Annotated in this window: 33 protein-coding genes and 1 tRNA gene; 9 read left to right on the top strand and 25 right to left on the bottom strand. The window is 65.8% G+C overall.

Annotation, left to right across the window (positions count from 1 at the left end; genetic code table 11):
* Window positions 1–27: 27 nt before the first annotated feature.
* The 3 genes from AAF604_04865 to AAF604_04855 form a co-directional block, all read right to left on the bottom strand.
* A complete protein-coding gene (locus AAF604_04865) occupies window positions 28–867 on the bottom strand; it encodes a metallophosphoesterase family protein (GenBank protein MEM7048965.1) in 840 nt (279 codons plus the stop codon).
* A 95-nt stretch (window positions 868–962) separates the two neighbouring features.
* Window positions 963–1,175 carry a hypothetical protein gene (locus tag AAF604_04860; protein ID MEM7048964.1) on the bottom strand — a complete coding sequence of 71 codons (213 nt, stop codon included), beginning with the start codon at window positions 1,173–1,175 and terminating at the stop codon, window positions 963–965.
* 20 nt (window positions 1,176–1,195) lie between these two features.
* Entirely contained in the window at window positions 1,196–1,543 is a 348-nt protein-coding gene (locus tag AAF604_04855; protein MEM7048963.1) for a hypothetical protein, read from the bottom strand.
* Between the two features lie 178 nt (window positions 1,544–1,721).
* Between AAF604_04855 and AAF604_04850 the strand changes: the two genes are divergently transcribed.
* Together AAF604_04850 and AAF604_04845 are read left to right on the top strand one after the other, a co-directional pair.
* Window positions 1,722–1,797, top strand: a tRNA-Ala gene (locus AAF604_04850).
* Between the two features lie 517 nt (window positions 1,798–2,314).
* Window positions 2,315–3,400 carry a hypothetical protein gene (locus AAF604_04845; protein ID MEM7048962.1) on the top strand — a complete coding sequence of 362 codons (1,086 nt, stop codon included), beginning with the start codon at window positions 2,315–2,317 and terminating at the stop codon, window positions 3,398–3,400.
* On the opposite strand, the gene AAF604_04840 is transcribed toward AAF604_04845, so the two are convergent.
* From AAF604_04840 to AAF604_04745, 20 genes are all read right to left on the bottom strand, one after another.
* Complete coding sequence (locus tag AAF604_04840) at window positions 3,361–3,504, bottom strand: hypothetical protein (protein ID MEM7048961.1); 144 nt, start codon at window positions 3,502–3,504, stop codon at window positions 3,361–3,363. The genes AAF604_04845 and AAF604_04840 overlap by 40 nt on opposite strands.
* Window positions 3,501–4,184, bottom strand: a complete 684-nt coding sequence (locus tag AAF604_04835) for a hypothetical protein (GenBank protein ID MEM7048960.1) — start codon at window positions 4,182–4,184, stop codon at window positions 3,501–3,503. The genes AAF604_04840 and AAF604_04835 overlap by 4 nt, the downstream gene beginning before the upstream one ends.
* Window positions 4,181–4,519, bottom strand: a complete 339-nt coding sequence (locus AAF604_04830) for a hypothetical protein (GenBank protein MEM7048959.1) — start codon at window positions 4,517–4,519, stop codon at window positions 4,181–4,183. The genes AAF604_04835 and AAF604_04830 overlap by 4 nt, the downstream gene beginning before the upstream one ends.
* Complete coding sequence (locus tag AAF604_04825) at window positions 4,516–5,583, bottom strand: DUF5131 family protein (protein ID MEM7048958.1); 1,068 nt, start codon at window positions 5,581–5,583, stop codon at window positions 4,516–4,518. The genes AAF604_04830 and AAF604_04825 overlap by 4 nt, the downstream gene beginning before the upstream one ends.
* A complete protein-coding gene (locus tag AAF604_04820; protein ID MEM7048957.1) occupies window positions 5,580–6,032 on the bottom strand; it encodes a hypothetical protein in 453 nt (150 codons plus the stop codon). Before AAF604_04820 ends, AAF604_04825 begins: the two co-directional genes overlap by 4 nt.
* Window positions 6,033–6,083: 51 nt before the next feature.
* Window positions 6,084–7,049 (bottom strand): DnaA N-terminal domain-containing protein, encoded by a 966-nt coding sequence (locus AAF604_04815; protein ID MEM7048956.1) that lies wholly within the window; start codon window positions 7,047–7,049, stop codon window positions 6,084–6,086.
* 167 nt (window positions 7,050–7,216) lie between these two features.
* Window positions 7,217–7,444, bottom strand: a complete 228-nt coding sequence (locus AAF604_04810; GenBank protein ID MEM7048955.1) for a hypothetical protein — start codon at window positions 7,442–7,444, stop codon at window positions 7,217–7,219.
* Window positions 7,441–7,698, bottom strand: coding sequence for a hypothetical protein (locus AAF604_04805; protein ID MEM7048954.1), 258 nt, complete (start codon window positions 7,696–7,698; stop codon window positions 7,441–7,443). Before AAF604_04805 ends, AAF604_04810 begins: the two co-directional genes overlap by 4 nt.
* Window positions 7,699–7,909: 211 nt before the next feature.
* Window positions 7,910–8,284 (bottom strand): hypothetical protein, encoded by a 375-nt coding sequence (locus tag AAF604_04800; protein ID MEM7048953.1) that lies wholly within the window; start codon window positions 8,282–8,284, stop codon window positions 7,910–7,912.
* On the bottom strand, window positions 8,281–8,709 hold the full coding sequence (locus AAF604_04795) for a hypothetical protein (protein MEM7048952.1): 429 nt from the start codon (window positions 8,707–8,709) through the stop codon (window positions 8,281–8,283). Before AAF604_04795 ends, AAF604_04800 begins: the two co-directional genes overlap by 4 nt.
* Window positions 8,706–9,275: a hypothetical protein gene (locus AAF604_04790; GenBank protein MEM7048951.1), complete on the bottom strand. Its 570-nt coding sequence runs from the start codon at window positions 9,273–9,275 to the stop codon at window positions 8,706–8,708. Before AAF604_04790 ends, AAF604_04795 begins: the two co-directional genes overlap by 4 nt.
* Window positions 9,272–9,679 carry a hypothetical protein gene (locus AAF604_04785; protein MEM7048950.1) on the bottom strand — a complete coding sequence of 136 codons (408 nt, stop codon included), beginning with the start codon at window positions 9,677–9,679 and terminating at the stop codon, window positions 9,272–9,274. The genes AAF604_04790 and AAF604_04785 overlap by 4 nt, the downstream gene beginning before the upstream one ends.
* Window positions 9,676–11,103: an AAA family ATPase gene (locus tag AAF604_04780; protein MEM7048949.1), complete on the bottom strand. Its 1,428-nt coding sequence runs from the start codon at window positions 11,101–11,103 to the stop codon at window positions 9,676–9,678. The genes AAF604_04785 and AAF604_04780 overlap by 4 nt, the downstream gene beginning before the upstream one ends.
* Window positions 11,104–11,106: 3 nt before the next feature.
* The gene (locus AAF604_04775; GenBank protein ID MEM7048948.1) at window positions 11,107–11,949 is read right to left on the bottom strand and encodes an ERF family protein; all 843 of its coding nucleotides are present in this window, start codon (window positions 11,947–11,949) and stop codon (window positions 11,107–11,109) included.
* 642 nt (window positions 11,950–12,591) lie between these two features.
* A complete protein-coding gene (locus tag AAF604_04770; protein ID MEM7048947.1) occupies window positions 12,592–12,906 on the bottom strand; it encodes a hypothetical protein in 315 nt (104 codons plus the stop codon).
* Complete coding sequence (locus AAF604_04765; protein MEM7048946.1) at window positions 12,906–13,163, bottom strand: hypothetical protein; 258 nt, start codon at window positions 13,161–13,163, stop codon at window positions 12,906–12,908. The genes AAF604_04770 and AAF604_04765 overlap by 1 nt, the downstream gene beginning before the upstream one ends.
* Entirely contained in the window at window positions 13,160–13,342 is a 183-nt protein-coding gene (locus AAF604_04760; protein ID MEM7048945.1) for a hypothetical protein, read from the bottom strand. Before AAF604_04760 ends, AAF604_04765 begins: the two co-directional genes overlap by 4 nt.
* Window positions 13,339–13,554 carry a hypothetical protein gene (locus AAF604_04755; protein ID MEM7048944.1) on the bottom strand — a complete coding sequence of 72 codons (216 nt, stop codon included), beginning with the start codon at window positions 13,552–13,554 and terminating at the stop codon, window positions 13,339–13,341. The genes AAF604_04760 and AAF604_04755 overlap by 4 nt, the downstream gene beginning before the upstream one ends.
* Before the next feature lie 109 nt (window positions 13,555–13,663).
* On the bottom strand, window positions 13,664–14,161 hold the full coding sequence (locus AAF604_04750; GenBank protein MEM7048943.1) for a hypothetical protein: 498 nt from the start codon (window positions 14,159–14,161) through the stop codon (window positions 13,664–13,666).
* Between the two features lie 205 nt (window positions 14,162–14,366).
* Window positions 14,367–14,849: a hypothetical protein gene (locus AAF604_04745; protein ID MEM7048942.1), complete on the bottom strand. Its 483-nt coding sequence runs from the start codon at window positions 14,847–14,849 to the stop codon at window positions 14,367–14,369.
* A gap of 373 nt (window positions 14,850–15,222) precedes the next feature.
* Between AAF604_04745 and AAF604_04740 the strand changes: the two genes are divergently transcribed.
* The 3 genes from AAF604_04740 (at window position 15,223) to AAF604_04730 (ending at window position 17,669) form a co-directional block, all read left to right on the top strand.
* Complete coding sequence (locus AAF604_04740) at window positions 15,223–15,687, top strand: helix-turn-helix transcriptional regulator (protein ID MEM7048941.1); 465 nt, start codon at window positions 15,223–15,225, stop codon at window positions 15,685–15,687.
* Window positions 15,688–15,690: 3 nt separating this feature from the next.
* Window positions 15,691–16,782: a hypothetical protein gene (locus AAF604_04735; protein MEM7048940.1), complete on the top strand. Its 1,092-nt coding sequence runs from the start codon at window positions 15,691–15,693 to the stop codon at window positions 16,780–16,782.
* A gap of 485 nt (window positions 16,783–17,267) precedes the next feature.
* A complete protein-coding gene (locus tag AAF604_04730; GenBank protein MEM7048939.1) occupies window positions 17,268–17,669 on the top strand; it encodes a hypothetical protein in 402 nt (133 codons plus the stop codon).
* A 549-nt stretch (window positions 17,670–18,218) separates the two neighbouring features.
* On the opposite strand, the gene AAF604_04725 is transcribed toward AAF604_04730, so the two are convergent.
* Window positions 18,219–18,353: a DUF1778 domain-containing protein gene (locus AAF604_04725; protein ID MEM7048938.1), complete on the bottom strand. Its 135-nt coding sequence runs from the start codon at window positions 18,351–18,353 to the stop codon at window positions 18,219–18,221.
* A 138-nt stretch (window positions 18,354–18,491) separates the two neighbouring features.
* On the opposite strand from AAF604_04725, the gene AAF604_04720 reads away from it, so the two are divergent.
* From AAF604_04720 to AAF604_04710, 3 genes are read left to right on the top strand one after another with little or no spacing between them, the layout of a single operon-like run.
* The gene (locus AAF604_04720; GenBank protein ID MEM7048937.1) at window positions 18,492–18,743 is read left to right on the top strand and encodes a hypothetical protein; all 252 of its coding nucleotides are present in this window, start codon (window positions 18,492–18,494) and stop codon (window positions 18,741–18,743) included.
* Window positions 18,743–18,958, top strand: a complete 216-nt coding sequence (locus tag AAF604_04715; protein ID MEM7048936.1) for a B-box zinc finger protein — start codon at window positions 18,743–18,745, stop codon at window positions 18,956–18,958. The genes AAF604_04720 and AAF604_04715 overlap by 1 nt, the downstream gene beginning before the upstream one ends.
* Window positions 18,958–19,335 carry a hypothetical protein gene (locus AAF604_04710; protein MEM7048935.1) on the top strand — a complete coding sequence of 126 codons (378 nt, stop codon included), beginning with the start codon at window positions 18,958–18,960 and terminating at the stop codon, window positions 19,333–19,335. Before AAF604_04715 ends, AAF604_04710 begins: the two co-directional genes overlap by 1 nt.
* A gap of 46 nt (window positions 19,336–19,381) precedes the next feature.
* On the opposite strand, the gene AAF604_04705 is transcribed toward AAF604_04710, so the two are convergent.
* Complete coding sequence (locus tag AAF604_04705) at window positions 19,382–19,627, bottom strand: hypothetical protein (GenBank protein ID MEM7048934.1); 246 nt, start codon at window positions 19,625–19,627, stop codon at window positions 19,382–19,384.
* A 63-nt stretch (window positions 19,628–19,690) separates the two neighbouring features.
* Here AAF604_04705 and AAF604_04700 point away from each other — a divergent pair, with 63 nt between their 5' ends.
* Complete coding sequence (locus tag AAF604_04700; protein ID MEM7048933.1) at window positions 19,691–19,927, top strand: hypothetical protein; 237 nt, start codon at window positions 19,691–19,693, stop codon at window positions 19,925–19,927.
* Window positions 19,928–20,403: the final 476 nt, after the last annotated feature.

The following is a 20,403-nucleotide window of genomic DNA, read 5'->3' as shown; positions in this document are numbered from 1 at the left end:
GGAACTCCTCGCGGATCGCGCCGCATCTTATCCCGCGGCTCGCCCTGACCCCACCGCCCGCGGCGGACGCCGGGGCACCCGCTGGCGACCATAGGCCTCGAACCGCCCGCTCTCGCCCTGCCAGCGTAGCGGCGTCACCTCGATCGCCTGCCCTTCGCACTCGATCCAGTGGCAACTCTGCACCCCGCGCTCGCCGCCCCGACCGCGCGACGACGACGTCGTCCCCGAATGGACGATCCACACCGGCTCGCGACCGAAGGCGTAGTACTGCTCGGTGCTTCCCAGGTAGGCCTGATGAAGGTGCCCGGAGAGCACCAGATCGACCCGCTGGCGCGAGCAGAGGTCCGCCATCTCCCAGGCGTTGCGCAACACCCGCTGGGTGCCGAAGCGCGGCGCCGGAATCAGCTCGTGGTGCGCCACCACCACCCGCAGGTGATCTTGCGGAATCGCCGCCAGCCTCTCTTCTAGGCGTCTGAGCTGGCGTGTCGTGACTCGTCCGTGCTTGGTCGTCCAGCCGAAGGCCGTGTTGACCCCCACGGCGGTCATCCCGGGCAACGTCATCACCGGCTCGAGATCGTCGGCGAAGAAGCTGCGATAGGGCCCATAGGGATTGAACATCCGGAGAGTGAAAAACCGGCGGTAGAGGGGCACGTCGTGATTGCCCGGCACCACCAGGGTGGGCGCCTCGAGGCGATCGACGAAGGCCCGCGCCTGGCGGAACTGCTCCTCCTTCGCCCGCTGGGTGAGATCGCCGGAGAGGATGACCGCCTCCGGTCGCCGCTCGGCCACCAGGCGCAGCACCCCCTCCGCCACCTCCGGGAGGTGCTTCGGACCGAAATGGACATCGGAAATGTGCAGCAGGCGCAACCCCAGGCTCCTCAGCGCCTAAGGAAGAAAGAGCGCCGACGCAAGAAGGAGCGTCCGGCGCCGCCGCGCCGCCGGCGAAAACCCAACAACCAGCCTCAGGCGTCGGGGCCGAGGAACTGGTGGATGCTGTCGCTCGCCTGGCGGGTGGCGAAGTCGGTCAGCGCCGCGATCAGCTCCGAGCCGCGATGGCGGCCGAGGATAAACCCCCCCGCCGCCGCCAGGGCCAGACAGGGCAGCGGATAACGCCGCACCAGGCGCTCCCAATCCACCGACTCGGGCACCAGCTCGTCCACCAGGCGATCGGGCATCGGCCGATCCTGCACCGCTCTCACTCGCCGCGTCCCCGGAACAGCAGGCCGATCAAAAAGCCCGCCGCCGCCGCCACCGCCACCGAGCGGCCCGGGTTCTCCTTCACGAAGGCGTGAAGGTCCTCCGACAGGGTCTTCGCCTGGCCGGCCGCGCGCTCATAGCCCTGGCGCACATTGCGCTTCGCCGACTCCGCCCCCTGGCGCGCCTCGCGGCGCAGCTCCTCGGTGGCACGGCTGGCGCCGCGCCGGACATCGTCGGACACTTCCTGGTAGCGCTCCGAAACACTCTCGGCCGCCTTCTGAAACCGCTCCCGAGCCTCCTCGAGACGCGAGCTTCCCTTCTTCTCCGTCGACTGCTCGTCTGCCATCGCACATCCTCCGCGGCGCCCCGGGACGGGTTCACCGCGTCCTCAGAAAATCCCTGGGAACGGCCCTCGGCCGCCTCCCGCCGATCATACCCCGCGCCGCCCCCAAGCGCCTCCGCCCGCCATCACAAACCAGTTGCCACCCCCCTCCGGCGGGAGTACAATACGCGCTCCCACTCGTGGGGCAGTAGCTCAGCTGGGAGAGCACCACGTTCGCAACGTGGGGGTCGAGGGTTCAAGTCCCTTCTGCTCCACCATTCCCCCCCTTTTCGGGAAATCGGCCGCAAACCACTGATCCTGCGCATCTTGCGCGGTTCTAAGTGCGTCAGCGTCTCTCATGGTGGATTTTCCCAGAATTTTCCACATCTGATTGAAAAGTATACCACTTGCGGCGGTTCTAAGTCCGCTCTCTTTGCGGTAGCTCAGACCCTCCGGGAAGAGCAGAGCCTGGAACCGAACCTGTAGCCCGAGGCTCATCCGCGACCAACTCCGGTCGGGTTGCCCGAGCAGGTTGCGGGCGAAGGTCATGAGCTCCGAGAGGTCGATCTCTCGATCGTCGTGGGCGAGGTCCGCAAGGCGGGACTCGACGTCGTAGATCTCGCGCTCGAGGCCGCGGTTGAGGCGCTGGAAATCGGACTCCGTGAGGACTTCCGAGAGGGCGAACTTGTCGACTAGGCCCTTGCGCTTGTCGCGGAGGCGCTCGAGCTGCTTGCGGAATCGAGCCTCGGCCTCGCGGACGACGGCCGTGCGGTCTCGCCACTGGAGGCGGAGGGCGTGCTCTACCTCCTCGAGGAATGCCTGAGAGGGGACCACGTCGCGGACCAGGTCGCCGAAGAGCTCGTGAAGGCGCGACCGGCGCACGCGGACCTTGTTGCACTTCCAACACCAGTAGTAGCCGTAACGGGCAGAGCGGCCCTTCGAGAAGCCGCCGGTGAGGCCGGCGCCGCAGGCGCCGCAGAGGCAGAAGCGGCGAAGTGGGAACTCTGGTCGGTCGACGCGCTTGGTGCGCGGCTGACGGTTGCGCTGGTCGAGGACTCGCTGGGCCCGGGCAAAGGTGGCGTCGTCGACGAGGGCCTGGAAGTCGCCTTGGAGGTCGATGCCCCACTTGGGGACGACGATGCGGCCCCGATAGATCGGGTTGCGCAGAAGCTTGGCCCAGGACTGGCGGCGGATGGGGCCGCCGCGGGCGGCGCGGAGGCCTTGGTCGTGGGCCCATCGGAGGAGGTCCGCTGGGGCGTGGGCGCCCGTGGCGAGGCGCTCGAAGACACGGCGCATGATGGGGCCGGACTCGGGGCAGGGCGCGATCGACTTGACCTTGCCCTCCTGGATGTTCTTGTAGCCGAGGGGGGCGAGCCAGACCCAGCGGCCGTGCTCGGCGGCAAAGCGCATACCGGCCTCGGTACGGGCGGAGCGCTTGCGGTTGTCGTACTGCCCGAAGCTGACGCCGAGGGTCTCAAGAAGCTCGCCCTCGGGAGAGTCGTCGAATGCCTGGGTGGCCGACCGGATCGAGATCCCCCAGGAGGCCAGCTTGTCCTTGAGGGGGTAGTAGTCCGAAACCTCGCGGGAGAAGCGATCGACGCTGTAGACGACAACGCACGAGACCTGTGCTTGGTGCTGGAAGCAGTAGTCCAGGAGGCGCCGCAACTCCGGGCGATCGGCCGACTTGGCGCTCTGGGCCTCGTCGACGAACACCTCCCCCACCTCGAGCCCCTGGCGCTGAGCCCAGGCGAGACAAGCCTCCCGCTGCGTCGGGATGGACATGTTGTCCACCTGGTGGCGCGAGGAGATGCGGAGGTAGAGGACGGCGAGCATTGGTCTTGTCAGGCGGCCTTGCGGTCGGACTTACTCTCCTCGAGGTAGTGCTCGAGGATGATCTGAGCCACGGCGACAGCGGCGGCCTGGAGCTGATTCGACTGCGGGCGCTCCTCCACCGTAGCAGGACTTTTCGTCGATTTCGAAGTCATGCTGTGGCCTCCTGTCGGTTGGCGGGGTTGTCTTCGCAGTACGAGATGTGAGCCCGCTCAGCCCTCTGGCTGGCGAACTCCTTGCCGCATCTGTGGCGGCAGGGCACGGGCTCGCCGGTCGGCGCCTGCACGGCTCGCAGCGCCCGCGGTGCGGCCTGCAGCTCCTCAAGATGGCGGCGCAGACGATCGCGCTCGCGAGCAACCTCGAGCAGCTCTTCCTCGGTGCCTTGTCCGTGCTCCCGCTGCCGCGCAAGGAGCATCTGCCCCGCAACAGCACCACCAGCCACTACCTCGGGGGCGAGGACCGCCACCAGCGCCCAAGCCCAGGGCATCCACGCTGCCGAGCTGAGCACCTCCTGGAGTCCTGCCCGGAGGATGCCGGAGACCAGCACCGGAGCAAGGAGCACCACCGCGCTACCAAGCACCAGCAGCCAGCACCAGAGCACTGCTCGCCGGAGCATGCTCGACTGCTCTGCTCGGGTGCTCGCGAGCACGTACACCAGATAGCAGCCGCCCAGCGTGAGGACCACGCCGGTGCTGACGGCAGAGGCGGTCAAGAGAGGGCGGACGAGCTCGCCGGCCAGGCCCTCGCCTTCGGCCTCGAGATAGGCGAGGACGAAGCGCGGTCCGTTGACGACGAACGCGGCGGCGGCGAGCCAGAAACCGAGGCGGCGGGTCATGCCGCAGCCCCCTGCCACTTGCCGACCTGTCGCATCACCTGGGTGATGTCGTGAGCCTTCCAGGCCGAGCGGTAGCACTCACCGCGGACAAGGCGGCCAGAGCTCGGCCACCACTGGGCGATGACCTCCTTGCTGCGCAGGATGCGCCAGTGCGAGCCTTCTCCGGTGACGCGCAGGTCGAGGCCGGCACCCTGGCACCACGCCGAGAGCTCTGCCTCGCGGTCGGCTGCCGCCGCCTCCCGACGGACGTGACGGTCCTGGGCGGCCTCGCCCTCGATGTAGGGCACCGAGGACGAGCGGCCGAGGCGATGCATCGAGTTGCGACTCCGGCTCATGCTGCGACCTCCGGGAACTGCCGCACCTGGAGATCCTCGGGCCACTCCTCGGGGTCGCCGCCCTTGGGGTGGCGGAGATCGAGAGGTCTGCCAGGGACATTGCTCCAATGCGGTCGAGCCAGGCCACCAGGAATGGCATGCGGGCGAGTCACCGGACGAGCTCCAAGCTGTTTTACAAACGCCGGAATCCCGACGCCGGCGCACTGCTCGACCGCGAGCCTGATCCACCCGAGGTCGCACTCCCGAGCGCTGTCGCCGCCAACAATGACCCAGTCGATCGCCTCGACCTCTTCGCGCCTCCGTTCCTCTTCGTCGGCATCACCGATGGCGGGCCACCAAGAGCAACCCAGTGCGTTGAGCTGGCCAACAACACCACCGCGCTGAACGATTAGCGCTTCGAAGTCGACGGGGCCAAGCGCTGGCTCATAGCTGACGAATCGCAGGGCCGCCGGGCACTCGAGAAGCAAGGGGATCCGCTCTTCCGCCGTCGCCTGGTCCTCGACGCTGACGCCGAGCCAGACGTTTGGGAGAGGCCAGGGTTGACTGTAGGCCTCGAGCAGGTTCGGGCCCGCGGTCTGCTCCGCGAAGATCGCGCAAGCGGAGGCCGCGGCGCCGACCCCTTCGGGCTTATCTCCCACCGCGGCCTCGAGCTCCTCGCCCTGATCGGCGATCCACTCGAACCACTCGAGCGCCCGTGCCGGCCGTTTGGTGAGCACCTGAAAGGTGTGCCGCTGCGCCGCCGCCATTACGCCGAAGACGGCGGCGATCTCCTCGAAGGCGAGCGACTCGTGAAAGAGGTCGCTCATCGAGTTGACAAACACCTTCGAAGGCTCCCGCCAACCGAGGGGCTCGGCCAGTTTGTGCGGGAACAGCTTGGCGACACCGGTCCAGCGAGGACCGCCCGGGGTGGACTTCGCGAGGTCCTCGTAGGGGCGGCCGGGGCCAGCATGTCGAACGGCGGTGCGCTCGGCGTAGCAGTTTCGGCAGCCCTCCGAGACACGGGTGCAGCCGCGGACGGGATTCCAGGTGCGGTCCGTCCACTCGATTTTGGTGGCGTCGCTCACGCCGCATCCTCGAAGAGATTGCCCTGCGCCCGCCGGCCGTCGACATAGGCGAACGCGTGCAGCTCGAGAGTTGCGAGCCTGGCCTCCATCTCGTCGCTCATGCCGGGATCACCGGTGACCGATAGATAGGGCGTGTTCAGGACCAATGGGGAGTTGGCGGTCCCGAGCGTCTTGAGGGCCGTGATGGTCGCGCCGAGATCGCCATCGTCACCGGCGTACGAGCAGGAGACCCCAGCGACCTTCAGCCCGGAGCGATAGCCGTCCGGAAGCCGGCACACCGCCAGCACATCAACGACCAGGTCGTGGAGAGCGTCTCCGAGCTCAGGGAGGGGCTTCTCCCAGCAGGTGAAGGCGTATTCGTCCCACAGCCCGGTTGCCTCGCTGAGCTGCTCGAAGAGGATGGTCACCTTGCCATCCTTCACCTTGAGCTTTCTGAGTCGTCGTTCCATCCCTCTACTCCTTTCCCCGCCGGCTCTCGCCGGCGAGCACATCAATCAGTACTAGCGACCCTCGAGATGCCCCGTCACGAGGCGGACGGAGGGACCATCGAAAGCGCGGTTGATCTGGTCTGCGTAGGTTTCGCTGAGGGTGTGGAGGAATCCGGGACTCGGGGCCCAGATCGCCACGTCGTCGGCAGTCTCCCCGACTGAGACGAGCGGACGAATCCAAGTCCTCCACTCATCCGGGTCGAGCACCGAGCGGAGGACTTCGCGGGCCTCAAGCCAGCGCTCGGACCTGATCGGGGCAAATGTCGGCAGCTCTGACTCGGGACCGCCGGGTTCGAGCGGGCGAGGCGGATAGTCGCCTCCGTTCCACTTACGCTCGAGCCAGGCACCGAGGAACGTGGTCATGCCACCTGGGGTCTTTCGCTTCCTGGGATTGTCGCGGAGCCATTGCCGAGCCCTTCGAAGGAGCTGGACCACGTCCATGGCCTCGAAGGTGTCCTCCCACTCGGCGAGCTTCTCTTTCGTCAGCTCCCAAGGAGAGTCTTCGCCGATTACCGGGAAAGTCATTACGACCCCCTGTTGAGACTCAACACGTCCGGCAGCCCGCGAGGGCTCCGGACTTGTAGGTTCTCCCCTCTCCTTCTCTCCAGTCTCTTCTCTCCTCTCTCCACTCTCCTCAAGAGACTTGATGCCATCGACTTCTGGAGAAATTTCGATCGACTCGGAATCGACTTCGGAAGTTCTTCGAATCGACTTCGGAAGTACTTCGAAAAGGGGTGCCCATCCAGTCCGGTAGTGGGCTATGAAGTTATTGATAAGAGGGCAGTTACCTAGAGCCTCGATCATGCCCGGCAAGCGATTCTTGAGCCCCTTCACCTTCTTGTCATTGGGGTTCGGAGCGGAACCCCATTCGTGCCGGGCGTGCTCAATCACCCACACGACCTTTGCCTCCTCGTCGTACTGGCAATATCCCCATTCGATGAGCTTTCGAAGTCGATCGGAAGTCGTTTTGATCGACATCCCAAGGTCTTCGGATGCGTAGGAGACCGGCATTCGATAGAGCCCAATTTCATTCGAATGGGGCCCACAGGCCAGGTAGGGAGCGAGGGCCAGGGCGCCCTCGTCGCCCTTCATGGATCGGCCCAGGCTGCCGGTCCAAAGCCGCGGAGAAAGCCTGCCGTACCGCCTCAACTTGAAGCGCCCTCCTCGAGGCCGGCGATCTGCCGGCAGTTGGTGCAGTCCCTGGGGTGGCGGGCCGAGAAGTCCGGCCCGTGCTGGACCCAGTCCGTGTCGAGGCCGCAGAGCGGCCTTTGGTGCGCCGCAGGCCTGCCGGGCCGGTCAGGGTCCGGAGCAAGCTCGGCGACGGCGTGGGGGCGCTGGGAGTGCCCCACGACCCAGGGGTAGATGGTGGTCACGCGCTCGCCTCGAAGCGCTTGATCGCGTAGGACAGCCGGCGACGCGCGAGGCATGCCTCATGCTGATACTCGGCACGCCGTGCACAAGGGCTGCAGAAGCCACTCTTGTAGGCCACGATGTCTTGACACGTTTGATGAGGGGCACCCGCGTACCGGCGGAGGCATCGGTTGCGCAGCGGCACCTGCTGGCGGCGGCGGTGCCAGTCCAGCGCGGCCACGCCGATGCGGCGGTGGAGCTCGTCGACGCCCGTCACGCCACCCTCCCGCCCTGCTGGTGGTCCAGCAAGCTGGGGATGTCAGCGGACGCCGGGCGAGGCCCTGGGCAGTTGTGGGCGCCGCGAACGACAGCCCGGCAATCCGGGCAATCGACCCAGGGATATTCCCCATCCCTCGACTCGAGCCAGTTGTCGAGGGAGACGTGCGCGGGAGGGCTGATCGAGCGCCAGAGGCGGCGAAGGAAACGAGTCATGCCGCGGCCTCCTGCTCGGCGCGGAACTCGGCGATCCGGCGGCGGCATTCGGCGTCGACATCCTCCAGTCGGTCGGCGCAAAAGGTCAACCGCTTGCAGGAGTCGTAAATCCAGTCACCAGACGGACAGCGCTCAATGGCAGCCCTCACGCGCACGATAATGCGCGATTCCTTGCGGTGGCCAAGGACGTCCCAGCAGGCGCCCTCTGGCGGAAGTTCCCAGATATATCCGGCCGCCTCAAATCCATCGGGGCCGTTGGTAAGAATCTCGGACACAGCCAGCGATGAGGTCCCAGTCCCGGTGCGGCAGGCCCCCAGGGGAACGAGGTAGTCGATCACCGCCCCTAGATCCTCGTCGTGCCAACTGATCATGCAACCTCCTCGAGATAGGCCAAAGGCCCGGAAGTGACCATCTGGCGGGCGACCTCAGCGAGGTCGACCCGGTGATTGCGGGCGAAGGTCTCCCGCCCGCGATCGTGGAACTCGTCGTGATGGCGGGAGCAGAGGGGGACCAAGTGGCGCCAGTTGCCGCCGGCTCCCCGGGTGATGTAGTGGTGGGCGTGGATCGGGCGCCACCAGCAGCCCGGAACGCAGCAGTCATGCTCGCGGACGAAGGCACCCTGTACGCCACCAGGGCCATAGGCGGCCTCCTTGCGAAGCTTCATCCGCTCAGGGTTGCGCGCCCGGAGGCGGACATGGCGGACCAGGGCCTTGGTACCGCGCTTGATCCAGCCGGAGCGCTTGGGAGGCCTTCCCTGGCGGAGCGGGGTGCGGCGAGCCAATCCGGGGCGCTTCACTGGCGCACCTCCGCGACGCGGAAGCGGATCGCCCAGACCCAGGGATCGCCGGCCCAGGACTCTGGACCGTGCTGGCCGTGGATCTCGTCCCAGGCGCCAGCGAAGGCACCGAGCTCGTCGAAGCCCTCGGCGTGTAGGTCGGCCTGGGTGATCTTCTGGAGACGCTCCGGGCACACCTCAAGCACCTCCAGGGTGATTCTGGATACCCATCGAGGCATGTGGAAGGCACGGCGCCAGCGTCCGGAGCCGGCGCCGTCCGCCCTGTAGTGGACCGGGGCCTGGCGCCCGATCGATCGAGGCGGCAATGGGTCGAGTACCGAGATGGTGCCCCACTCCTCGCGGACCCACAGGCGATTGCCGGAAGCGCCGTAAGGGCATTGAATTGGGTGGTACTCGCCCCAGCCGATCTGACGCAGCGGAAGCGGGGTCCCATCAGGAAGCTCGTCCATGAGCCATTCGGCCCCCGCCGGAGCCTTGATCAGCCGCCGCGTCTGGGTCTTCGAGCCATCGAGGATGGCCCGGACCATCGGGGCGCTGAACAGGATCGGGAGGTCGCGGGCCGTCATGCTGCCTGCCCTCGCGCAAACTCGATCTCAGTGCGTACCGCTGTGGCGACGGACTGCATCGCCGAGAGCTGCGCGCGGCGGGCGCGCACCGCCTCCCGGGCCGCGTCGAGCATCTTGTCGGCCAGGTGAGCCTCGACCCGCTCCTTCTCCGTCTGCAGGTCCACCCAGGCGCGTTGTTGGTCGACGGTGGGCCGGTCCCAGCCCTTGGCCTTCTGGAGCTCATCCACGGCCTCGAGCTGCGCCGCGGCGCGGGCGAGGCGATAGGCGTTTTCGGACTCAGCCCAGCGCTCCGCCCGGGATCGTTGAAAGCGCAGCGCCTCATCGAGCTCTTCCGAGAGGCGGCCCAACTCCTCGACGAGGTCGGGGATGCCGGGCAGGTCAGCGTGAGGGGCGCGCCGCCTCATGCGATGTGCTCCTCTCGGATGCCCGGCTCGTCCGCCGGAGCTTCGGTCAAGAGGTAGGCGCCGCGCTCGGCGGCAGCCGTGGCGATCTCGCGCTGACGTTCTGGCTGCAAGGCCGCCCAGAAGCCGGGGTCCAGCGGAAGGACGTCGCCATCGCCGGCAGCCAGGGCGACCTCGAGAGCCAGGCGAGTCCGCTGGCCGAGGGAAAGCTCGTCGAAGGCCACCATTTCGCCCGTGCCGGGCTTGACGTAGCAGAGGGCTCCATCGTCGATCAGGAGGCCTTCCGGAAGGTCGGTCGAGGACTCCAACGCGTCAGCGATGCGGGCCCAGACGCTTTGCGCGATCGAGCGAAGGGCGGCGGCCCGCTCCGCGGAGGCCTCTTTGCCCTTCTCCGCCTCCTCGATCTCGAAGCGGAGACCCTGGATCTCGGACGCCTCCCGGGCGACCTGCACGTCTTCTTCCGCTTGCCGCGCCGCCTCCTCGGCGGCCTCGACGTCTTCGGCGGTGGTGCCTTCGATCGGGGCGTCGAGCACCTTCTTCCGCTCGGTCCATTCGAGGAGCTGCTTGTGCAGCTCATTGCCGGCAGCGAGCAGCCGGGCCTCCTCGATCTCCGCCTGGCGGAGCTCTTCCTTGAGCGCAGCGACGAGCGCCTTCTGCTCCTTGTAGAGCTCCCGCACTGGCTCGTACTCGGGGCGCGCTCCCAGCGATGCCTGGATCTCAAGACGCCTGGCCTGGAGCGTTTCGAAGGCCTCCCGTCGGTCGCGAGTGCGGGTCAAATCTCTGACGGCCGTCCTGGCGACCTCCTGCAGCTCCTCGACGGAGCTCTTGGCCTTGTCCACTGAGGAGGTGTCATAGGTCTCCAGGCGTTCACGGGCGGCCGCCGCGGCGCCGTCCGCTTGGTCACGGCGGGTCTCGTGGTCCTTGGCGACAGCATTGGCCGTGCGCCGGATCAGCTCCGCAGCCGCCAGGAGATCCAGCGAGGCGCCCCGGAACTCGGCGCCGCCCGCTACCTCCTCGTCACCGGCCGCAAGCTCGAGGAATAGATCGTCGGTAACCTCGACGGGCACCAGGTTCAGAAGGGCTTCCAGGCGGCGCTTCGCGGCCGCCTCCTTGCCCTTGCGCTTGGGGTCGATGAGGGCGGCAAGCTCGCCGTAGTCGCCGAGGGAGACGACGGGATCGCCGGTGGAAGTGACTTTCTTCCCGATCGAGAGGACCACGCCAGGCCCTCGCACGGATCCGGCCTTCGCGCCGCGCTTCGGCTCCAGCGAGCCGCCGCCGCCGCTGGCACGGGTGATCGCCTTGATGGCCGTGGTCTTCCCGGCGCCGTTGGGGCCGCGGAGGACAGTCACGCCGGGCCGCAGCTTGATGTCGAGGGAGCCAACGGCCCCCACGTTGGTGATCGCGAACTCCTTGACGTTCTCGGGCATGGCTCAGTCGTCCATCCCGGGGATGTCTTCGGAGTCGGGCCCTGCCGGCGGCGGTGCCTGCTGCTGGGGCGGCTCGGCGAGGGACCAGTCGGCGGGCGTCGTGAGGTCGAAGATCTGCCGTAGATCCACGAAGTACTTGAACGACGTCTCGGGGAGACTGCACCCCAGAACCTTGATGCACCAGTCATGGACCTGGCGCTTGGTCCAACCCTTGGACTCCGCGACCTGCCATACCTGGCCGACCTTCTTTTCATTGATCCGGAATTTCTGGCCCTGGGGCCCCGAGAAGGCGGGGCGCCAGGCGAGGGCGCTCTTGCGATCGACGATCGAAAGATTCGGTGCCGGCGTCGGTCGGTCGCCGTGGTCGTCGGCCTCGTTGTCCTCTCCGCCGCGCAGGTGGAGGGCCGAAAGGAGCCACATCTTGAGCGCGTAAGAGAGGGCCTTGCCGAAGGCCTTGTCTCCGGAGTCGATGCCGTGGCCGACGGTGCTGAAGACGACAGAATCGACTGGGTCGTCGACGTTGGTGACCTCGACCTCGACCTGGAGGTTGGCCACCCACTGCACCTTCCGGTCGCCGCGTCCGTTGACGAACTCCTGGGCCTCAAGGGTGTGCGAGGTGACCCGAGGCATCATCGCCAGGCCGTTCTCGACGAGGGCGGGCCGCAGCGCGCCCTCGATGTCGTCGATCCGGTGAAAGCGGTATCCGCCGACGGACCCGTCGGCGGTGCCAGACTTGCCGAGCCCGCCGACGGCGTCCATCACGGCCAGCAGGCGCTGGTACACGTTGAGGGTTGCCTTGCTATCGTCGGCGGTAGATTGCGGGGAGTTGATGCTTGCGATGGTCATGATTCCTCCGTGATCGTTGGGGCTCGGCGAGTGGCAGCTCACCGGGCCCCGTTTAGTTGATGGCTACAGGGCCGCCGCACCGGCCGAGGCCTTGGCCTTCGAAAGTCAGGTCATGCGGCTCGTGCGGAGCCGCGAAGTGGAAAAAGAGGCCCCTGCGCTGCGCATGGCAGGGGCCAAGAGAGGAGACCGCATCGCCGCGGAATCCCCTGTGCCTCGCCGGCAAGGCGAAACACAGGGCATCCAGCGATGAGGCGGTCGAAGTGGATCCCGGCCGCTGCGCCAGCCGGGAAAGGGGTAACGATTCAAGTGTCGTTGTCAGCCCCCCCGCGCAGAGGGGGTCACTACCTAGACGGAGCTCACGCGGCTCCGCCGAACATCCAAGACAGGTGGAACTGCCCCGAGCGGGGCGATCAGTGACGCCCGGAGGCTCCGGGCTGAGGACTACTGAGGGGGTGCTGCAGTGGTCCTGGAGGCTCGGCGCAGACGCGCAGAGCGAAAAAAGAGGGCGCCCGGCCGACTCGAGAACAGGTACCGGGCGCCCGTGGGACATCGAGGGGGAGCCCACCGCCTGACGGACTCCTCCCTGCACCGGCACGGAGCCGAGGCACGGAGCAGCCAGCAAGGCAGGGGCGGCGAAGGACATCAGGAGGCCCTCCGAAGCTCGTAGGCGAGGACCTCGCCGACCAAGCCGCGAGCCTCGTCGAGGCGATCGAGGTTGAGACGGTAGTACTCGGTCCCGGCCATCGGGACGCGCACCAGAAGGCCGTGCTCGACCAGGTAGTCCCGGCCCTCAACCGAGGGCACGGCGGGATACGCGACTTCGGCCTTGGCGAGCTCGGCCCGTAGATCCCATTGCGAGCAGACCCGGGCTCGACTGCCCTGCAGCAGGCAGGCCAGCAGGAGGCCGGCGTGGCGCTTGACGCGGGGCATGTCGAGGCGGACGCGGAAGACCGTCATCAGTGGATCGCCCCCTCGGCCGCCTCAGGCTCCGAGGCATCGGAAGCCTGCTCGATCACCTGGCCGAGCTGGCGCAGAGACGCCTCCGCCAAGGCCGGCGAATGCAGACAGGCAACCGTCAGGGCGCACAAGGACGCGGCCGCTCGAACCGAAACGTCGCCCGTGTCGGTGTAGAGGCTTGTGAACCTGTCCTCAAGGTTGCGCAGGGCGGCACGAAGTTCGCGGAAGGTGTCGACCGTCGGGAAGTGCTCGCTCATCGCCGCCCCCGATCCCGCCGGCGAGCCCGGGCCTGCTGGCCGCGACCAAGGAAGGCGACCGCGCCGGCCGATCCGAAGATCAGCAGTACCGGAGTGACCACGGGGGCGTCGACCAGAACCCCGACCGGGATGCCAAGCGCGCAAGTGGCGGCCAGGAGGAACCAGCCGAGAGGGCTCATGCCGACGCCTCGTCGAGCGGGAGCTCGCGCAGCTCGAAGGCCTTGATGCCGATAAAGGAGTTGCCGTCCTTCCAGGCCTTGCTCACGCCGGACAGATACCGACGCACGGCGGCCTGCGAGGCGTCCCGGCGATAGCTCACGCCCTCCAAGAAGGCATAGCGACCTTCCGTCTTGCTGCGAAAAACCGGGACGTGGACGACGTCCTTGATCATCGCCGACCCCCGATCTCCTCGGGATCCGAGACGGGAGCGAGGAGGCTGCAACCAGCAGCCATCCCGCCCAAAGCGATGACGAGAAACCCGGCCGCGGTGAGCAGGGTCGTCATGCGACCTCCTGCTCGGCGCACCGATCCGCCAGGAGGTCAGCCAAGAACAGGGAGTACTGACCCGTCTCGGCGTAGTGAGCGATCGCCTCGCGGGCCTGGTCGTCGTCGAGGACGCCGAGGTCGCCGACGAACTGCATCGCCTCCGGGCTGGCGAGCCGAGCCGGAAGGTGCCCAAGGGTCTCACCATGCCGAGAAATCGTCAGCTCGCCGCGTCGGAGGTATATCCGGACCGGCGCATCGAACCAGGGCAGTTCGAGCTTCGCCGGCTCGGGCGCCTGCATCCAGGCGAGCACCGTGGTGTCGCCGTCGCAGAGGTCGTGCCCCAGAGGGTCAACCCAGCGCTGCCAGTCCTTGGGCCACCAGCCGGTATCGGTCCACATCCGACCGTCGCGGTCCACGACGGTGACCAGGACGTGGGCCCCGCGATCAGGCAAGCGCTCGTCGGCAGGGATCCACCCCTCAAGGGTGATGAGGTTGCGGCCGCCGAAGCTCATGCGGCACCTCCCTGCTCGTCCGCCTCAGCAGCGAAGCGCACCATCGGCTGGACAAACTCAACCCATGAGGTAAAGCCAGCGCCGAACCCGACAGGGACCTGGACGGAGCCGTGGGGAATCCACCCCTCAGCCATCAAGGCGGTTACTCGCTCCGAAAGAGTGTCACCGCTTGAGGCCTCGACTAGGCGATATTCCGGCGAGCTGCTCATGCCACCTCCCCTCCGGCGCTGGGCGCCGGGGCTGGTGCCGTCCACCGCTGGAACTGCAGAGGGGCGGCTGGTTTTGCGTGTTGCGGGCAGTAGTAGGAGCCGTCGGGCTCTGTTGCCCAGCCATGGCGCGCGAGGACGGCGCTCTGCGGCTCTGCGGACGGAAAGCCGCCGATGACCGTGCCGCAGTCCTGGGCGGAGCATTGGACGCTGAACTTCCGCCGACGCGGCGGAGGCTCGACGCCGTTGGCCTCGGCGAGGGCGGCAGTGAGGTCGGTGATGCGCTCGGAGCGCTGGGGGCGGCGCGGGCGAGGACGGTCGGCTGCGATCTCGGGCCAGCAGTCCTCACACGCGCTCACGGTCGAGCTCTTGAGGTCGACCTCGTAGACGCCGACGTTGGTTGCGCAGGCCTGGCAGATGGCGCCTGGCGTCAGGGAGTGGGCGCGGAGCCAGTCGAGGGAGGCGCAGGCCGGGAGGCTCATGCGGCCTCCCTAGGGTCGGGCGCAGGAAGGCTGAACCACAGCCTCTCGGCGGGACCTCCCTGGTCGGCTATGCGGGTCGCCAACTCCAGACCTGGCGTGTGGCGGCCGCTCACCAGGTGAGCGATCATCGCCTTGGAGCAGCCAAACTCTTGGCCGGCCCGCTCAAACTTCCATCCCTTCATAAGGATGAACTCTGCCAACTGAATGGCGGCCCGAGAGCGCGTCTTGATACTCGATCCAGTGTTTTTGCTGACCATGATGGTCAGTATAGATACTCAAAAAAGGCGTGTCAAGGTACTAACCAGGCAACTTAGATAGCCAACTGGCTGAAATCTGGTGGTTCTGCTATCTTGTATAGTAGGATTAATCCCAAATGGACGAGATCACCCTCAAGGCGTTCCGCGACTACCTGCGAAAGCTTCGCGACGACAGACGCCTGAGCCAAGCGGAGTTAGCCGAAAGGCTAGGAGTATCCCAATCGTCCGTAAAGCAGTACGAAAAAGGGCCATCGGTCCCTCCCCTTCCGCGCTTGGTTGCGCTGTTAGAAGCGCTAGACGCGGACTTGCTTGACCTTGCGGTCGCGATGGGCCACACTGGGCGCCAACCGGAAACCACTGAAGTGCTGAAGGAGCTTCGCAGCACGCCGGCTGATTCGTCCGGGAAGGCTCCGTGGGCGTTTGATCTTCAGAATCCGATGGACGAGCTGGCGGCGGCTGTTGTCCGCCACATTGCCGGAATGTCGATTCTCAGTCCAGAGAGCACGGAATCAGGAGCGGAAGGATCCGAGTCTAGGGTCAAGCGCCAGCAGCCAGGCTACGCGAAGGCGGAAGAGGATTGAGAGTTGATCGACAAGACCATCGAGCTCCAGAACTCTTATGAGCTCGCAGCCAACGTCGCAGCGGCTGAGTTGGCCGGCCTTCCTCCCCGCGAGAGAGTCCAGAGGGCCCGAGAGCTTGAGGCCTGTCGCAGTCGTGCCTTCATCCAGCTAGCCATAGGATTCTGCCGAAGGCTTGCAATTGAAGGCGATACTGAGGCTGTGAGTTGGGGGCGGGTGGCAGTTGCCGCTGCCGAAAAGAGTCCGAGCCCCTTTGGGCCGGAGCTGCTGCCGCTAGCTTGGGCGGTCGTTGGAAACGCCTATCGAGCCCTTGGCAACCTGCGGAAAGCGGCGTGGATGTTTGAGATGGTCCGTGACCTCATCGATGACGTCACAGACGAGAATGACGCCGCCGCCATCTCATCGCTCGAGGCTTCGCTTTGGATGGACCTGGGCGATCTGGATCGAGCTGAGGTGATTCTCAGGAGCGCCATCCAGGCGGCGACAGGACTCGTCTCGCCGGAAACCCTGAACCCCATTCAGATCAAACTCGGGCAGGTCCTAGCAGATTCGGGCGACCAGTCTGGTGCGTCTGAGATCTTGGCAGGGGCTATTCAGGAGATGGACGAGTCTGAGCCTCGAATGCTGCTGAATGCCATCCATAACCTCGCCTTCAGTCTTGTGGAATCGGGCCGCTTCGAGTCGGCCATGATGCTCTTTCACAAGATCAAGTACCTATACCGGGATCACGCCAGCGAGAAGCTCTCAATTAACCGCGACTGGCTCAAGGCTCGTATCGCGGTTGGTATGGGCAGCCTTGAGGAGGGAGAGCTTCGCCTTCGGCTAGCTCGGGAGCAAGCCGAACGCGTTGAGCACCCCCACTTGGCGGGACTGATAGAACTTGACCGAGCTGAGGTTCTCTTGAGAATGGGCAATCTCGCTGAGGTCCAGTATGCCGCCACACTGGCTGCTGGAGCTCTCGAAGCTGCTGGGTCAGACCGCGAGGCCCTCGCAGCAGTTTTGTTGGTCAGCAGCGGGGCTGCTCGGCGCCAGGCCGAAGTTCAACTCCTAGAACTCCTGGAGAAGGCGAGGCACCGAGCATCAGCTAGGCCGAGCTAGCCGTCAGGATCGGCTCCGGGATTGCCTTCCTGCTCTCCATTGCTCTCTGCGGTCGATCCATCTCCCAAGCCGAGAATCTCGAGAATCAGTTCCCACATAGCACTTCTCCTTTTGCCGAGGTCCCTACGGGGCCGGCATTGGCCCGTAGGGCCACAGTCCCCCAGAGCATGACAGCATCGGATTCGCAACGTAGCGAATTCGAATGTAATTGCTCCCATGTCGGGCGCCGCAAAGGGAGGCCATCGGCGGTAGCCCTCCCCAAAGCTACCGACACGGAAACTCGTCGATCGTTCAGCGCAACCCTGAAGATCGACGCATCGCCATTAGATCATTCGCCCTGAAGGCTTGGCTTGAGCGCTGCGGCTCGGTAATATCGAGACGCTGCGATAGCGCAACATCGAAATGAGTTCAAGGGGAGGGCCGCCGTTGAAAACGTGCCCTTACTGCGCGGAAGAGATCCACCTGTTGTCAGGGGTGATCTCCCGTTGACCTCCGAGCCGAAGCCACTGCCGAGCGACGGGAAGATTCTGGCCGGCTGTGCCGTCATCGCCGCCATCTTCTGGTTCAGCTTCTTCACCTGGAGGTCGACTCGGCGCCCCGCTCCCCCCCAAGAACAGGCCGCTCCGGCACCCGCCCGGCCGGAAGGAGCGATTGATGCGCTCATGGCTTGCCGCCGCGCCGTGGAGAGCCAGCTCAAGAATCCGCGGAGCGCCAAATTCAAGGGGGCCCTCAGCGGCCCACTGGATGACGTCCACCAGCTTTCGGAAGGCGAGTTCCTCGTGCAGTCGTGGGTAGAAGCTGAAACCGCTCTAGGCGGTACGGTGCGCCGAGAATTTCTGTGTCAAGCGGATCTGGGTGCAAAGACAGCCGAAGTCTCGTTCCTTTAGGCAGGCCCCTCGACCCACCCACGGAGCACTTATGAGCCGCCTCGTTCCTCGCCCGGGACGCTGGAAGAAATCACAACGGAGACGCCTTTGGCGCTGGTGGAGGCAGGCGAAGCGGCGCATCCGAGGCGCCAGAAATCCGACCTGCCTGGACTGCGGTTACCTCGCCAAGGGAGACAGCGAAGCTTCGACAGTCGATAGGTGGCGGCTGGCGGCGATCGCTACGGCATTCAAGCGGGGCTCCTCCCCTGGAATCGAACCGCACTTGATCATCGTGGCGAACTGCTGGCGTAGCGCCTGGACAGCCGGAGTCTTCGCTAGGGCCGACGAAGCTGCCATTGCCGACGAGCTGTCCGAAGACCGTCGGAAATGCCCTCACTTCGTTTCATACACGCCGAACCGCGGCCCCGCACAGCATCTCGCCAGGCAAGAAAAGGACCTGAAATTTGAGCAGGAGGCGGCCCTTCGCAAGCGCCTTGCTCGCCTGAGCTTTTGGGGTGCACTCCTCGGCAGCTCCCTGGTGCCACTCATTAAGGCGCTGGTCGACCGCCTCTAGCCACCCTCTCCAAGCTGCTGCTTCGCCGCCTGCAGCAGCGTCATCCGCACCCATCCCGTCCGATTGAGTCCGGTGGCTTCGGCCGCCCGGTCCACCAGCTCGAGCTGCTCCTCGGTGAGCCTCACGAGCACGGATGAGCTGTGTCTCCTGGTCTCTCTTTCATCTTTCGCCATTGCCGGAATGTATATCCATCGGAAATCCACGTCAAGGCTTAACAGTTGGATATCCATTGGATATCATTTGGTCATACCGACGAGGGAGAAAAAGAGATGCTCGCAGCCATTCAGATCACCACCGCCACCGTCCAAGCCATCGAGTGCGACCGCTGCCTCGGCCGCGGCTGCCGGCAGTGCGCGGACGGCGTCGAGAGCTGGGATCTGTTTGTCGACGGCATTCTGGTCGGCTCCCTCGATCATCCCGACTACGACAACGGCGACGCTGCCGAGCTGGCGGCCCGCATCGAGGGGCTCCCCGTTGACCTCGCCGAAGACGTCGTTGCCGAGTACATGGAGGAGCAGTGATGACCACGAAGCTACAGCAGGAAACCACCGAAGAGCTCGGATACCCATGCAGCCACTGCAATGAGCCCTCCGTCTACTTCTGCCACTCCTGCGATGCCACTCTATGCGGGCAGTGCGCCGACCTCGACGGCGACCATGACGGAGACGGCTGGGTCGCCTTGATCACCTGCGGTGGAGACTCCAACCGACAGTGTCCCGCTCAGGAGGGCGTCTGATGCTCGCAAACGAGAAGGTCATCTACGCCTACACCCGCGACCAGGCCGTCAACGACGGTGTCCTGATGGATGCCTACCAAGGCGACTTCGAGGAGATCACTCAACAGCTCTTCCGAGAGACCCCGGTCTACATCGCCGCCGGACTGCTCTCCCTGATTGAGCGCGCGGTCGCCAACCCCCGCTGGTGCAACGACCTCAAGGGGGTCTGGTGGGATGTGGCCTATATGTCGACTTTCGGGCTCCGCCGGGGCCTCCCGGCGGGCGAGACCCACGCGTACCAGGTCATCATCACCGGCACCGGCCGGCGACGGAACCACACCATCTGCGTCAGCTTTGACGGCCAAGCGCTGACTTTCTGCTTTCCGGAGGAGGCCTAGTGGCAATCCTCACCGCCGACCGCGAGAAGGCCGTCGAGCGGGCTGCCTAGCCGTTCGGGTCGACCTCCGGTCCGCCCGCCACCGGAGCTCCGTCCGGGTCGTACTGCCCCCCATTGAGGCAGACGCCTCCATTGGGGTCCATGTGGCCGCCGTTGAGGGAGACGCCGCCGTTCGGGTCCTGCCCAGGGCCGCCGGGGAGCTGCCGGCCGTTGGGGTCCACCTGGCCGCCATTCAGGGAGATCGAGCCGTTGGGGTCGATGTGCCCGCCCGTCAACTGCATTGAGGAGTTCATGGGCGGAGTATACCGCCGGCCGGCGATTACGAGATTGCGCTGCCGCTGTTGTAGGATTGCAGTATGCGACGCACTGCTCTCTTCGCCGCCATCTTGATCTGCTTCGCAGCTTCCCCCGCCCTGGCCCTCTCCGTCGGGCCGCACATCGATCCTCTCGGGATCGCGCTCGAGGTTGGTCCCTTCATCGACCCCCATGGGCTGGAGGTCGGCCCTCACATCGACCCCACCGGCGCCGAGGCTGGCCCGTTCATCGATCTCAATGGCTTCGACTCCGGGCCGTTCATCGATCCCAACGGCTAGCCCCCTACCTCAGCACCACCGTCAGCACCACACCCACCAGCGCCACTACCAGCCCAGCCCAGGGCACCCAGCCCGGCACCTCGCTGGAGGGGCCGTAGAGCGAGCGCTTTGCCGCTCTCAAGGCGCCCACGAGGCTGGAGCTGCCGCCGAAGAATCTTTGGAGTGAACGGAGGAGAATTTCCGCTAACCAGGAAAATAGACGCATGTCGCCTCCCTTCTGAGAGTTGCGACACGGGCGCCACAAAGGTAGGATTCCCTCAGACGCTCTCAGCGACGCTCCGTGTCGCGTGAGCAGGAAGCCCCGGTTGCCGCCGGGGCTTTCGCCTTTCCGGGATTACTATAGGGGAATATCAGGGAAAGCGCAAGGAATGCGTCCAGCAAATACTTTACTACAAATGTATGTAGGTGTCAACACTAAATTTAAATTAAATATATTTGATATTTGCTTATATCCCCCCCCCCAGGAAATAGGGCTG

Source organism: Acidobacteriota bacterium, assembly GCA_039028635.1.
In the GTDB taxonomy this organism is placed as follows: Bacteria; Acidobacteriota; Thermoanaerobaculia; order Multivoradales; family JBCCEF01; genus JBCCEF01.
The sequence above is the reverse complement of the archived record's forward strand: the minus strand, read 5'-3'. Positions and strand labels throughout refer to the sequence as shown.